We start from the raw sequence: 13,270 nt of genomic DNA on the forward strand, positions 1-13,270 counted from the left end.
ATCTGTGATTGCTCGTCACGGTCGCGCCACAGGCGTGACGAGGTGAATCAATGAAGAAAAGACTTGCGCTCATGATCGGTGCAATTGCGGCGTTGACGACGACTGGCACCGCTGCCGGTGAACTCGAAGACGTCAATGCGCGCCTTGAACAGCTGGAACGCCAGAATGCTGCAATTCGTAAGGAAAATGCCGCTTTGCGCGAGAACCAGCGATTGCTGGAAGAGAATAGCCGGCTGAAATCGCAGGGCACGCGCGCTTCGATCGAACCCGGCAGGACTCCGCTCCGATCGCACCAGGAAAAGGCTGCGTTCGCCTCGACCACCGTTCCTTCGCCACAAAGCCGCGATCCGTTGCAGGCCCATGCCGCCTTGGCGGTCAAGGCCCTGCCGACTGAAGCGCCGGGGCAGTTCAGGGCCTGGATCGAGGGCGGCGCGATCTGGAGCGGTGGGGATCCCGTATTCAGCAACTACAGCGGCAACAACAATGTCACAGGTGTCTTTGATCTGACGCCCAAGGTCGGCTGGGAAACAGCTGTCGGATTCGACCATCGCTTCGCCGGATCCTTCTGGCACATCGGCGGCCAATTCCGCTACGGCGAAGGCGGCAAGACCGACGGCACACGAACGATCGGCTTCAGCGGCGGTGGGCTGACGGGAACGCAGACTCTTGGGGCCGCTTACAAGGAGACCCACTGGCTTGCTGATCTTGCGGTCGGGCGTGATATCGCTGGACGCGGCCCAGACGCACTCCAGCTCAAGGCTGGTCTTCGTATTGCAGAGTTTGCCGTCCGGAGTTCGACTTCCAATGTCCAGGCGGCCACAGCCCCCGGCATCTCCGCCACGCAATCGAATTTCGATGATACGCGCGCGAGCTTCCTGGGCGCCGGACCGCTTATCGGTCTGGAAGGCTCGGTCCGATTCGCCGGCCAATGGTCGTTCGATTATAGCGGCGACGTCGCCTTGCTATTGGGTCGGCAGCAATCGCAGATCACAGCGAGGAGCTTGTTTGTTGGTAGCCCGCCCCCCACGGTGATCGATCAGATCGCTACAGGCAGTGACCGGCTGTTTGCCGGCGCGCTGAGCGCCGACATCCAGGTCGGCGTTTCCTATTGGGTGACGCAGAACCTCAAGCTTGGTGCCAGCTACCGGCTCGATGCCTTCGTCAACGTGTTCAACGAGACCGGCTCGTCCAACGCCGGTTTCACACCGGACCGCACGCACGGTCCGCGCGTCACGCTCACCGGGCAGTTCGACGCAATGTAAGGCACGATCGCAGAGGATCGTTTGGGTGCGCGGCACCCGGCTCGGCGCGCGGTCACCAGCGACGGCCTGTCCCGCCCGAAACCCACTGGTTGCGCGCGGGCGGCCACGCTAGAATTCGGTCATGACAGTGACCGACATTGCGAGCCGAACCTACAATCACAGCTGGCGGCTGGATCCCATCATCCGCAGCCTGCTTGATACCGATTTCTATAAACTATTGATGTTACAGATGATTCGGGAGGACTACCCGGATCAGCAGGTCACCTTCTCGGTGATCAACCGCTCGCGCCATGTGCGCCTTGCCGAGACCATCGACGAGGGCGAGCTGCGCGCCCAGCTCGACCACGCCCGGACCATCCGCTTCTCCAAGAAGGAGCTGATCTGGCTCGCCGGTAACACCTTTTACGGCAAGACCCACATGTTCTCGGCGGACTTCATCCGCTGGCTGGCAGAATTCCGCCTTCCCGAATACGAGCTGCGCAAGGTCGAAGGCCAGTACGAAATCCATTTCCACGGGCCGTGGACCCACAGCACGATGTGGGAGATTCCGGCGCTCGCCATCCTCAACGAATTGCGCTCGCGTTCGGCGATGAAGGGCCGCGGCCGCTTCGAGCTCGACGTGCTCTATGCCCGGGCCAAGGCCAAGCTGTGGACCAAGGTCGAGCGGCTGCGCAAGCTGGAGAATTTGCGGCTGTCCGATTTCGGCACGCGCCGTCGCCACGGCTTTCTCTGGCAGCGCTGGTGCGTGGAAGCGGTGAAGGAAGGTCTGGGATCGTCCTTCATCGGCACCTCCAACGTACTGCTCGCCATGGACAACGATCTCGAAGCCATCGGCACCAATGCGCACGAGCTGCCGATGGTCGCAGCCGCGCTCGCCAAGGACGATGAGGAATTGCGCTGGGCGCCCTATCGCATCCTCGACCAGTGGCGCCAGACCTATGGCGGCAATCTGCTGATCGCACTGCCCGACGCCTTCGGCACCAAGGCTTTCCTGCGCGATGCGCCGGAATGGGTGGCCGACTGGACCGGCTTCCGCCCCGACAGCGCGCCGCCGATCCAGGCCGGCGAGGAAATCGTCGCCTGGTGGCAGAAGAAGGGCCGCAACCCCAAGGACAAGCTGCTCGTCTTCTCCGACGCGATGGACGTCGGCTCGATCGAGGACACCTATCATCACTTCGCCGGCCGCGTCCGGCTCTCCTTCGGCTGGGGCACCAACCTCACCAACGATTTCGTCGGCTGTGCGCCGGACGGCTCGTTCAACCTCGATCCCATCTCGCTGGTCTGCAAGGTGTCCTCGGTCGACGGACGTCCGGCCGTCAAGCTCTCCGACAATCCGGAGAAGGCAACCGGCATGCCCTCGGAGATCGAGCGGTATTTGCGCGTGTTCGGCGATGCTGGTCGCGTGCGCAAGCCGGTGCTGGTCTAACGCCAGGCTGAAATTCTCTGGATCGGGTGAATCGCGAAGGCGGGATTTGCGACATGGGTGCGCAAGTTCCGGCTGCGTAGCATTTGCCGCGATCTGCGTGCATCCGTTTCATGGCGCTTTCACCCTGCGCGACGGTCTCGCTGCTATTTCAGGTAGAGTTAAGCAGCATTTCCCTCTGGTTCGCGTTATCAGCGAACGCTCCGCTGGGATCGTCGAGCGATTTGGGGAACGCAGTGTTTCACAGAACAGCAACGTCGGCGAGGGAACGCAGCTTCCTTCACGTCATCAAGCTCGTCTCGCCCTTCGTCATGGTCGTTGTGCTCCAGGCGACGATCGCGGGATTCAGCCTCGAGGTGATGTCATCGGTTCGCGCCTATGTCGCGGGCGAGGCGATGTGGTCGCGCTCGCAGAAGAACGCGGTCTATTTCCTCAACCTCTATCTGCATTCGGGCGAAGCCGGCCAGTTCGCACAGTACCAGACGGCGCTCGCGGTCCCCATCGGCGACGAATATGCAAGATGGGCGCTCGAGCGCGATCCGGTCGACGTCGAGATCGCCCGCATCGGCTTCCTGCAAGGCGGCAATCATCCCGATGACGTTCCCGGCCTGATCTGGCTGTTCCGCTATTTCAACCAGGTCAGCTTCCTCCGCGAAGCGATCCGGGAATGGGCCGCCACCGATCCGATGCTGCTGGAGCTCAGCGTCTTCGGTGAAGTCATCCGGAGCGAGCTGAAGCATGGTCCGATTCGCGACAGCGAGCGCCAGCAATTTCTGTCGTCGCGGCTCTCGGAGCTGAACCGGCAGTTCACGGGACATGCCGAGCGGTTCTCGACCGTGCTGGGCGAGGGCTCACGCGCCATCAAGCTGACGCTGACAAGCCTGAACGTCGCCACCGCCGCGACCCTGATCCTGCTCCTGATCTGGCACACGCGGCGGCTGGTGCTGCAGCGACAGGCGTTCGAGGATGCGCTACATGCCGAGAAAGAGCGCCTCGCCTTTCAGGCCTCGCATGACTGGCTGACCGGTATCGCCAACAGGCGCGCCTTCGAGGCGCGCCTGCAGCGCGAGCTCGATGGCGGCGGCGAAGGTGCGCTCAGTCTCATCCTGCTCGATCTCGACCAGTTCAAGAGCGTCAACGACAGCTGCGGCCATCTCGCGGGCGATCGGCTGCTGTGTCAGATCGCGCAGCTGCTGCAGCAGGATCGGCGGCCGCGCGATCTGGTCGCCCGGCTCGGCGGCGACGAATTCTGCCTGATCCTGCCGCAATGTCCGCCGTACGATGCCATCGATATCGCCGAGCGGCTGCGGCGGACGCTCGAGCTGTTCAACTTCGCCTGGGACGATCGCTGCTTTGCGGTGACCGCCAGCATCGGCGTTACCTGCATCACCGACCGCGACACCACGCTCGAGGAGGCGATGCGTCGGGCCGATGCGGCCTGCTATCACGCCAAGGAGAAGGGACGTAACCGGGTTCAGGTCGACAACGGGAAAGCGGACGTCGTCCTCGTCGCCGCGAGACCGCGCGAGGCCGCCCGCGCATGAGGGCGACCATCGCGTTTATCGTGCCGGCAGGATTCCGAGCCCGACGAGATGCGCGTCCAGGAACTGCGTCACCTGCTGGCGCAGCATCTGCGGCGGCACGGCGACCATACGTTCTTCAAGGCCGAGCGAGATGATTCCATGCACCGCGGAAAACAGCGTGCGTGACAGCAGCGCGATCTTCACGTCATCGGCATCCGGCAACACCCGCACCAGCGGCGGATGCATCAGCGCGAAGGCATCCATCACCATCTGAAGGATATCGTCGGGGTAAGGACGGTCGTCCTCCATTCGATGCTCGAACAGCGAGCGCAGCAAATTGGCGTGCTCGGCGAAGAAGTCGAGATAGGTCTCGGCCAGCCCATAGAGCTGGCGGACCGGATCCTCATCCGGAACCCCGCGCAGCCGCGCCGTCAGCGCCTGAACCGTCTCCCTGTTGACGGTCAGGATCACCCCGTCGAAGTCGCCGAATTCGTTATAGACGCTGCCGACCGAGCAGCCGGCAGCCTCGGAAACGTCCCGAACCTTCAACGATCTCAAGCCCTTAGTCGCGATAATGCGACGGGCGATCTCCAGGATCTGGAGCCGGCGCCGATTTTTTTTCTGATCCCGCACCGATTCTTCTTGAACATTGTTCATTTTCAAGCTACTCATGTGAACATTGTTCAAATTAACCTGGAGACCCGCAAAATGCAAACCCTCGCTGTTGATATCGCCTCCACCTTCGTCGACGACGCCGTAGCCCTCGTCACCGGATTCGGCCGCGCCCTGCTGCGGTTCGCCATGGCCCCGATCGATCGCATCGCGAATGCCTGCGACATTGCCGGCGTACTGGCTGAACGCCGTGCGACCTTCCGGATGTGGCGGGCCAGCCGCGCTCGTGCTCGCTTCGAGAGCCGCCGCTTCGGCCTGCTCGGCCGTTTCAATCCGTTTCGCCATCTTGCTGACCTCACTTGAGCGGAGGTTTGCGCGCATGCGAGTCCGTTCGAATGCGAGGGCTCGATGCAACAAAGGACTTACTATGTCCGGACATTCGCGGCCGATTCGCCCGATATCGACGATGCGGTTCAACGTTTCCTATCCGTTGGCGCGATACGGCGATCAGCGCGGCATTTCCGCCCACCTGCGCCCGCGACCGGATATTTGCGAACCTAACGGGACCACTTGAAGACCAACAGGATCGGAGGAACCGGGGGACCCGGCAGGCTGACGACCAAAGTCGCCCTGCAATCGCTCCTCCCACCCTCTTCCGGTCGTGACGTTCGACCAGCAACGTAATTTCCTCAGGCTGCCTCTCCAAATCAGGACTAGTCATGATCAGGGATTTGATGTCGTCACGCCGTTTCGCCCCGCTGTTCTGGGCGCAATTCTTCTCGGCGCTCAACGACAACGTGCTCAAGAACGCGCTCGTCATCATCCTGCTTTACAGCGCAGCGACAGGCCACGGTGATGCGCTTGTGACGGTGGCAGGCGCCGTCTTCATCTTCCCCTATTTCATCCTGTCCGGGCTCGGCGGCCAGCTCGCCGACAAATATGTCAAATCGGTCGTCGCACGACGATTGAAATTCGCCGAGATCTTCGCGGCAGGCTTTGCCGCCGCCGGCTTCTTCATGCACTCGGTGCCGCTGCTGTTCACATCGCTCGCACTGTTCGGCATCATCGCCGCGCTGTTCGGCCCCGTGAAATATTCCATGCTGCCGGACCAGCTCGAGCTCGGCGAGCTCGCGACCGGCAATGCGCTGGTCGAAGGCGCGACCTTCATGGCGATCCTGCTCGGCACCGTCGCCGGCGGTCAGTTCGTGGCCGGCTCCGCTCATATGGCCTGGGTCGCATCGGCCGTGGTTGTGCTGGCTCTGCTGTCCTGGGCCTTCGCCTCCCGCATTCCGCAGACGACGCCCTCGGCGCCCGATCTGCCCGTCGATGCCAATCCCTGGACCTCGACGCTGAGCCTGCTCAAGACGCTGCATGCTGACCATCGGCTGTGGGACGGCACCGTCATCGTCTCCTGGTTCTGGCTGGTCGGCGCCATCGTGCTGTCGCTGCTGCCGGCGCTGGTCAAGGACGTGGTCGGTGGCACCGAAGGCGTGGTGACGCTGTGCCTTGCGACCTTCGCGATCGGCATTGCCATCGGCTCGCTGTTCGCGGCCAGCCTGAGCCATGTTCGGCCGAACCTCGCCTTGGTGCCGATCGGCGCCATCATCATGGGCTGTGCCGGCCTTGACCTCGCCTGGGCCATCGCTGTGACCACCAAGGGCCAGGACATCGCAGCGGTCGACTTCGCGACCTCGTTCGCGGGCTTGCGCATGCTGGCCGACTTCGTCGCCTTCGCGTTCGGCGGCGGCCTGTTCGTCGTTCCTTCCTTCGCTGCCGTGCAGGCCTGGTCGGTCCCGAACGAGCGCGCCCGCATCATCGCCGCCGGCAACGTGTTGCAGGCCGCCTTCATGGTGGTGGGCTCGCTGTTCGTCGCGTTGCTGCAGGCGGGCGGATTGCATGTCGGCTGGATATTCTTCGGCCTCGGCATCGCCAGCTTTGGCGCGGTGTGGTTCGTGCTGACCAAATGGGGCAAGGAAGGCGTCCGCGATTTCGGCGGCCTCTTGTTCCGCGCGCTGTTCCGCACCGAAATACGCGGCCTGGAAAACCTGCCGCCTCCCGGCACGCGGATGCTGATCGCCCCCAATCATGTCAGCCTGATCGACGGCCCTCTGCTGCACGCCGTGCTGCCGATCGACGCGAGCTTCGCGGTCGATACTGGCATCTCGAAGGCCTGGTGGGCCAAGCCGTTCCTGCGCGTGGTCAAGCACTACACCATGGACCCGACCAAGCCGCTGGCCGCGCGCGACCTGATCAAGCTCGTCGCCGCCGGCGAGCCGGTCGTGATCTTCCCGGAGGGACGCATCACTGTCTCCGGCTCGCTGATGAAGGTCTATGACGGCACCGCGATGATCGCCGACAAGGCCGACGCCGTGGTCGTGCCGGTTCGCATCGAGGGCGCGCAACGCTCGCACCTCAGCTACCTCAACTCCAGCCAGATCAAGCGCTCGTGGTTCCCCCGGGTGACGGTGACGATCCTGCCGCCGGTCAAGCTGCCGGTCGATGAGCAACTGAAGGGCAAGGCGCGCCGCAACGCTGCCGGCGCAGCACTTCAGGACGTGATGATCGACGCCCTGGTGAAGAACGCCATGCTCGATCACTCGCTGTTCGAGGCGCTCGGACATGCCTATCGCGACCGCGACACCGGCAAGGTCATCATCGAGGACGCGCTGGGCACCAAGCTGACCTATCGCAAGCTGATCCTCGGCGCGCAGGTTTTGAGCCGCAAGTTGGAGGCCGGCACCTCGGCCGGCGAGAATGTCGGCGTGCTGCTGCCGAACTCGGCGGGCGTCGCGGTCGTCTTCATGGCGCTGCAGAGCATCGGCCGCGTCCCTGCGATGCTCAACTTCTCCGCCGGTCCGGTCAACGTCCTCGCCGCCATGAAGGCGGCGCAGGTCAAGACCGTGCTGACATCGAAGGCCTTTATCGAGAAAGGCAAGCTGGACAAGCTGATGGCCGCGATCTGCGACGAGGCCAACGTTGTCTATCTCGAGGATATCCGTGCCTCGATCGGAACAGTCGACAAGATCAAGGGCCTGCTCGCAGGCACCGCTCCGCGGGTCGCCCGCCAGGCCAACGATCCGGCCGTCGTGCTGTTCACGTCGGGCTCGGAAGGCACGCCCAAGGGCGTGGTGCTGTCCCACCGCAACATCCTCGCCAACGCGGCGCAGGCGCTGGCGCGGGTCGATGCCAACGCCAATGACAAGGTGTTCAACGTGCTGCCGGTGTTCCACTCGTTCGGGCTCACAGGCGGCATGATGATGCCTGTTCTCGCGGGCATTCCGATCTACATGTACCCCTCGCCGCTGCACTACCGCATCGTGCCCGAGCTGATCTACCAGACCGGCGCCACGATCCTGTTCGGTACCGACACGTTCCTGTCAGGCTATGCGCGCTCGGCACATGCCTACGACTTCCGCACCCTGCGCCTCGTCATCGCCGGCGCCGAGGCCGTCAAGGACCGGACGCGCCAGGTGTTCATGGAGCGCTACGGCATCCGCATTCTCGAAGGCTATGGCGTCACCGAAACGGCGCCGGTGCTGGCGATGAACACGCCGATGGCTAACCGTCCCGGCACCGTCGGCCGCCTGTCGCCGCTGATGGAAAGCCGCCTCGACCCGGTGCCCGGTATCGACGAGGGCGGACGCCTGTCGGTGCGCGGACCAAACGTGATGCTCGGATATCTCAGGGCTGAAAACCCGGGCGTGCTCGAAGTGCTCCCCGAGGGCTGGCACGACACTGGCGACATCGTCGCGATCGATGCGGCCGGCTTCATCACCATCAAGGGCCGCGCCAAGCGCTTTGCCAAGATCGCGGGCGAAATGGTCTCGCTGTCAGCGGTCGAGAGCCTCGCGACCACGCTGTGGCCGCAGGCTGCCTCAGTCGCCGTGTCGATCCCCGACCAGCGCAAGGGCGAACGCATCGTGCTGCTGACGACGGAGAAGAATGCCGAGCGCAGCGCAATGCAGGCCCAGGCCAAGGCGATCGGCGCCTCCGAGCTGACAGTGCCCGCGACGATCATGATCGTCGACAAGGTGCCGCTGCTCGGCACCGGCAAAACCGACTATGTCACGGCAACGACGATGGCTCGCGAGCAAGCGTCCTCGCCGGAGCGCGAGGTTGCGTAGCAGGGATGCACGAGGCGCCTGACATGCGCAGCGCGCGGTGTGCTGGAGTGGTTCTGCTTCATGGCATCGCGCGCGGCTCCTCATCGCTGATGAGGCTCGAGCGGTCACTCCAGACAGCCGGATTCGCAACGCTCAACCTCGACTATGCGAGCCGCAGCAAGCCGATCGCAGCGCTGGTCGACGATATCCACCCGGCGATCGCCCGCTTTGCCGAACGCGAGGCTCCGCTCCACTTCGTCGCGCACTCGATGGGCGGTCTCGTGACGCGCGCCTATCTCGCGAAATACCGGCCGGGCCGCCTTGGCGGCGTGGTGATGCTGGGCACGCCGAACGGCGGCAGCGAGGTTGCCGATCTCCTGAGCGGGTCTCGGCTCTACCGCGCCTTCTACGGCCCGGCCGGGCTCGAGCTTACGACAGCGAGGCGACCGAACGCCCTGCCCGATGTGGACTACCCTGTCGGGGTGATTGCAGGAAACCGCTTCATCGATCCCGTCGCCGGCCTCTTCGTTCTACCGAAGCCGAATGATGGCCGGGTCTCAGTCCAGAGCGCGATGTTGGCGGGCATGGCCGACCATGTCGTCGTGAAGGCGTCCCATACGGGACTGCCGCGCAACAGCGTCGCGATCGAGCGGACGATCGCTTTCCTGCGCGAAGGCTGCTTTAGGGCGTGCAATCATGAATCGAGGCGGCTCTGATCACGCGTTTTCGATGTGATGTCCGCTATGTTCCTGACAGCAACGAAAAAGCGGACATTGCCGTTGGGCCGAGATGGGCCACAAGCGGAACTCGCTTTTTCGATCACGTGGTCTGCGCGGCCGGCCAGCGTTAGCGTGGTGGCCAAGGTCGCTCTCCAAAGATGGGGATCAGCAGCGGGTGAGATAACGGCAGACCACTTCACGAACGAAGCGCAGGCGTCGATTGGCATAGGCGCGGCCGCCAAAGAGCCGGAAATCGACAAAACTGACCCGCGCCACGACGCCTTCGGTGATTGACATCGAATAGTTGCACTGAAAGACCGGGTTTAGCGGCGGGCCGGGACAGCGCGCTGAGAAAAACTCGTCGTCGGATCCACCGGCATAGTAGGAAAAGCTGGAGACGCCCCGGTAATGCGCCAATCCTTCAAAGCTGTCGTCTTGGCGATGCGGCGCGGACCGTGTCACGTCGGCACGCATAGCATCCGCATAGGCTGAAGTCGGAACGCTGCTGGGGCCGATCTGGACCGTCGTCTCTTCGGCGCGCATGCGATGACGGGCCGTGGTGGAGTCGATACCATCTCGCCGCGCTCGCTCCGCCACTGCGACTGTCCAGGCTTCACCTGTGCCGTCAACGAACATCAGCCAGACATCTTTCGAGCTGAGTTGCGAGGGCAAAGGTCCCTGGCCAGGTAGAAAACCACTGACGTAGTAAATGTAGGCTCGCGGCACCACGAGTTCGGGAAAATTCGCCTTCCCGATAACCTCGTGCACCAGACTGATCCGGATCGGAGTCATGTCGAGCGAGGAGAAGTGGAGATAGTCCGCGCGGGCGGAGCAGCTCCAGATGCCAGTTGGCACCGCCCACGCGACCATCGCAATAAGCGCCAGGTCTATGCGACGGCGCACCCGCGTCATGGACATACGACTCTGTAACCTCTAGTTGAGGCTACATTGCATTGCCAACTGTTAACGAAGGGTATTGACCATGTCGAGAAGAGCGCCGGAACTAGTGACCGCTTCGGGTCACAACCGGTAAAGCTCAGAACGAGCGCAAGATTTCCGCTTTGCCTCCGAAACCTGACGTATGCGGGTTTACGAGTACTCGGCCAAGTCTGCCGTAACCGCTAAGCCGCTGTTCGCCGCTCCTGCGCATAACGCACCAGCGCCACGAAGCGGTAGATGCCGTGCACGAACTTGCCATAGGGCATGGTGATGAACAGCGCGAACACCGCGCCGAGATGCAGTGCGAGTAGCGGCCCCATGGCCGCAGTCTCACGCAGGATGAGAAGCAGCATGCCGGTGAGCCCGGTGAGGAACAGCATCGCGATGAAGCCGACATCCATGCCATAGCTGTTCTCGTCGAGCAGCGCCCGATCGCGCCGCATCTTGGCCATGAACAGGCCGATGGGGCCGACGATGAGGCCGATGCCGCCGAGCGTGCCGAGCACGACCGGCAGATCCCACCACGGGTACGGCGCCTCGCGGCCGAGCAGATAGTGATAGAGCGTCGCCACCGACGTCGCGGCGAAGCACAGCAGGAAGCCGTAGAACGTCAGGTGATGGAAAAGCTTGCGCCGGTCAGTCGGCTTGTCGTCCTCGTTGTAGCAGCCGACGCCGCCGCCATGGAGATAGCGCAACTCGCCCGCGTCACGGATCGCCTGAAAGATCGAGCCGCCGTCGGCGCGACCACCGATCGGCGGGCCGATGTCGCGCCAGAACGCGCGCACGCTCATGGCCAGCGCGAAGATTGCGAAGAGGAACGCGGCACTGAACAAAGCGGCCATCGCGTTATGCGGCATCAGTCTATAGAAGGCGCCCGGCCCAGTATGCACGCCGAACAGCACGCTACGGTCGTTGAGCGCCACGAAGCCGAGAATGAAGGCCGCCATGCTGAGCGCGGCGATGATGCTGATGACAAGCCCGTTGCGCGCGAACGCACCAGACAGGGCCTGCGGCCAGGCATAGGCTGCATAGGATTCCGCGCGTGCGACCGCCAGCGTCTTCGGGACGTTGACATCGAATTCGTGCGGCGGCGAGAACTGGCAGTCGACGTAGCAGGCGCCGCAGGAATGGCAGAGATTGGCGAGATAGTTGAGGTCGCCGTCGGAGAAGGCGCGCCGCATCTCCATGGCGGGAAATACCGCACAAAGACCCTCGCAATAACGGCAGGAATTGCAGACCGTCATCAGACGGTCGGCTTCGTCGAGAATCCTAGTTCCGTGCATGTTTCGCCGCTTCCCGTCCTGCGATCCGCCCGAACACGCTGCCGATGGTCATGCCCATGCCGGCCGCATATCCCTTGCCCAGCACGTTGCCGGCCATGATCTCGCCGGCGGCGAACATGTTGGCGGACGGCTTGCCGTCGGCCATCAGCACCCGCGCTTCCTTGTTCACCCGCGTGCCGAGATAGGTGAAGGTGATGCCTGGCCGCACCGGATAGGCGAGATAAGGCGGCGTCTCGATCTTGCGCGCCCAGTGGGTCTTGGGCGGCGTGATGCCTTCGGTCACGCAATCATCCAGGATCGTGTGGTCGAACGTGCCAGGCCGCACGGCGGCGTTGAACTCGGTGATGGTCTTTTCCAGCGCAGCCGGATCAAGCTCCAGCTTGCCCGCAAGCTCGGCGACCGTCTGCCCGGCAATCGGCGGGAACAGGGTCGGCATAAAGCTCGTGACCACGGTTGAATCGAAGATGATGTAGGCGATCTGGTCGGGCTGCGCCGCGACCAGCCGGCCCCAGATCGCATAGCGCTTCGGCCAGATGTCCTCGCCCTCGTCGTAGAAGCGCTGGGCGTGCTTGTTGACGACGATGCCGAACACGACAGAGTCATGACGCGTGATGATGCCGCCGTCGAACTTCGGCGCGCGGGCGTCGATCGCGACCGCGTGGCACTGGGTGGGATCGCCGACCTCCTGCACGCCCTTGTCGAGCAGCATCTTCAGGATCGAGCCGCGATTATAAGGCGTGCCGCGGATCAGGAAATTGTCGGCCGCCTCGCCCCAATATTGCTTGAGCCATTCGATGTTGGCCTCGAACCCGCCGGCCGCGGCCACCAGCGCGGTCGCGCGGATCTCGGTCTCGCCCTTGATCGGCCGCTTCAGGCGCGCGCCGAGGAACATGCCGTCCTCGATCACGAGGTCGGTGACCTCGGCATCGTATTCGACGTCGACGCCAAGTTCTTCGGCCGTGAGATAAAGCGCGTTCAGCATCGCGCGACCACCGCCGAGGAAGAACGAGTTGGTACGGCCAAGGCTCAATGTACCGCCGAGCGAGGGCTGCCAGCGCACGCCCTGCTCCACGATCCAGTTGAGGATGTCCTTGGACTCCCGGATCATATGCCGCGCAAGCACCTCGTCTGTCTTCCCGCCGGTCACCCGCAACAAATCCTCCCAGAATTCCTCCTCGGTGTAGGGGCCGGTGAGGATCTCGGTCGCGGTGTCGTGGGCGCAACGCATGTTGCGGGTGTGGCGGGTGTTGCCACCGCGATAGAACTTTGGCGCGCCTTCGAGGACCAGCACCGAGGCGCCGCCACGCCGCGCCGAGATGGCCGCGCACAGCGCCGCGTTGCCGCCGCCGATCACCAGCACGTCGTATTTGCTGCTCATGCCGTCTGCCCGATGCGACGAAGTTGGA

The 13,270-nt window shown here is 63.6% G+C and carries 9 protein-coding genes; 5 read left to right on the forward strand and 4 right to left on the reverse strand.

The genetic code is table 11. The annotated features are described in order from the left end of the window. Nucleotides 1-50: 50 nt before the first annotated feature. From XH89_RS30405 to XH89_RS30415, 3 genes are all read left to right on the forward strand, one after another. The gene (locus XH89_RS30405) at nt 51-1,262 is read left to right on the forward strand and encodes an Lpg1974 family pore-forming outer membrane protein (RefSeq protein ID WP_194464027.1); all 1,212 of its coding nucleotides are present in this window, start codon (nt 51-53) and stop codon (nt 1,260-1,262) included. Nucleotides 1,263-1,383: 121 nt separating this feature from the next. Beyond that, on the forward strand, nt 1,384-2,688 hold the full coding sequence (gene pncB / locus XH89_RS30410; RefSeq protein WP_194464028.1) for a nicotinate phosphoribosyltransferase: 1,305 nt from the start codon (nt 1,384-1,386) through the stop codon (nt 2,686-2,688). A gap of 233 nt (nt 2,689-2,921) precedes the next feature. Continuing rightward, nucleotides 2,922-4,229, forward strand: a complete 1,308-nt coding sequence (locus XH89_RS30415; RefSeq protein ID WP_194464029.1) for a GGDEF domain-containing protein — start codon at nt 2,922-2,924, stop codon at nt 4,227-4,229. A gap of 15 nt (nt 4,230-4,244) precedes the next feature. Here the strand turns inward: XH89_RS30415 and XH89_RS30420 are convergent, their stop codons facing one another. After that, entirely contained in the window at nt 4,245-4,865 is a 621-nt protein-coding gene (locus XH89_RS30420; protein WP_194468680.1) for a TetR/AcrR family transcriptional regulator, read from the reverse strand. A gap of 674 nt (nt 4,866-5,539) precedes the next feature. Between XH89_RS30420 and XH89_RS30425 the strand changes: the two genes are divergently transcribed. Both XH89_RS30425 and XH89_RS30430 read left to right on the forward strand, forming a co-directional pair. Then, nucleotides 5,540-8,944: an acyl-[ACP]--phospholipid O-acyltransferase gene (locus tag XH89_RS30425; protein WP_194464030.1), complete on the forward strand. Its 3,405-nt coding sequence runs from the start codon at nt 5,540-5,542 to the stop codon at nt 8,942-8,944. Between the two features lie 5 nt (nt 8,945-8,949). Further along, the gene (locus tag XH89_RS30430) at nt 8,950-9,639 is read left to right on the forward strand and encodes a triacylglycerol lipase (RefSeq protein ID WP_194464031.1); all 690 of its coding nucleotides are present in this window, start codon (nt 8,950-8,952) and stop codon (nt 9,637-9,639) included. A gap of 168 nt (nt 9,640-9,807) precedes the next feature. Here XH89_RS30430 and XH89_RS30435 read toward each other — a convergent pair whose 3' ends face one another. The 3 genes from XH89_RS30435 to tcuA all read right to left on the reverse strand — a co-directional run bounded on the left by XH89_RS30435 (nt 9,808) and on the right by tcuA (nt 13,242). After that, nucleotides 9,808-10,554 carry a hypothetical protein gene (locus XH89_RS30435; protein ID WP_194464032.1) on the reverse strand — a complete coding sequence of 249 codons (747 nt, stop codon included), beginning with the start codon at nt 10,552-10,554 and terminating at the stop codon, nt 9,808-9,810. 209 nt (nt 10,555-10,763) lie between these two features. After that, entirely contained in the window at nt 10,764-11,864 is a 1,101-nt protein-coding gene (gene tcuB, locus XH89_RS30440) for a tricarballylate utilization 4Fe-4S protein TcuB (protein WP_194464033.1), read from the reverse strand. Next, nucleotides 11,851-13,242, reverse strand: a complete 1,392-nt coding sequence (tcuA, locus tag XH89_RS30445; RefSeq protein ID WP_194464034.1) for an FAD-dependent tricarballylate dehydrogenase TcuA — start codon at nt 13,240-13,242, stop codon at nt 11,851-11,853. Before tcuA ends, tcuB begins: the two co-directional genes overlap by 14 nt. Between the last annotated feature and the right edge of the window lie 28 nt (nt 13,243-13,270).

The sequence above is a fragment of the Bradyrhizobium sp. CCBAU 53340 genome, assembly GCF_015291645.1.
Classification (GTDB): domain Bacteria; phylum Pseudomonadota; class Alphaproteobacteria; order Rhizobiales; family Xanthobacteraceae; genus Bradyrhizobium.

Coding starts and splice junctions, on each gene's coding strand:
- XH89_RS30435 (WP_194464032.1), bottom strand. CDS start 10,554: ATGACGCGGGTGCGCCGTCGCATAGACCTGGCGCTTATTGCGATGGTC.
- XH89_RS30425 (WP_194464030.1), top strand. CDS start 5,540: ATGATCAGGGATTTGATGTCGTCACGCCGTTTCGCCCCGCTGTTCTGG.
- tcuB (WP_194464033.1), bottom strand. CDS start 11,864: ATGCACGGAACTAGGATTCTCGACGAAGCCGACCGTCTGATGACGGTC.
- XH89_RS30405 (WP_194464027.1), top strand. CDS start 51: ATGAAGAAAAGACTTGCGCTCATGATCGGTGCAATTGCGGCGTTGACG.
- tcuA (WP_194464034.1), bottom strand. CDS start 13,242: ATGAGCAGCAAATACGACGTGCTGGTGATCGGCGGCGGCAACGCGGCG.
- XH89_RS30430 (WP_194464031.1), top strand. CDS start 8,950: ATGCACGAGGCGCCTGACATGCGCAGCGCGCGGTGTGCTGGAGTGGTT.
- pncB (WP_194464028.1), top strand. CDS start 1,384: ATGACAGTGACCGACATTGCGAGCCGAACCTACAATCACAGCTGGCGG.
- XH89_RS30420 (WP_194468680.1), bottom strand. CDS start 4,865: ATGAACAATGTTCAAGAAGAATCGGTGCGGGATCAGAAAAAAAATCGG.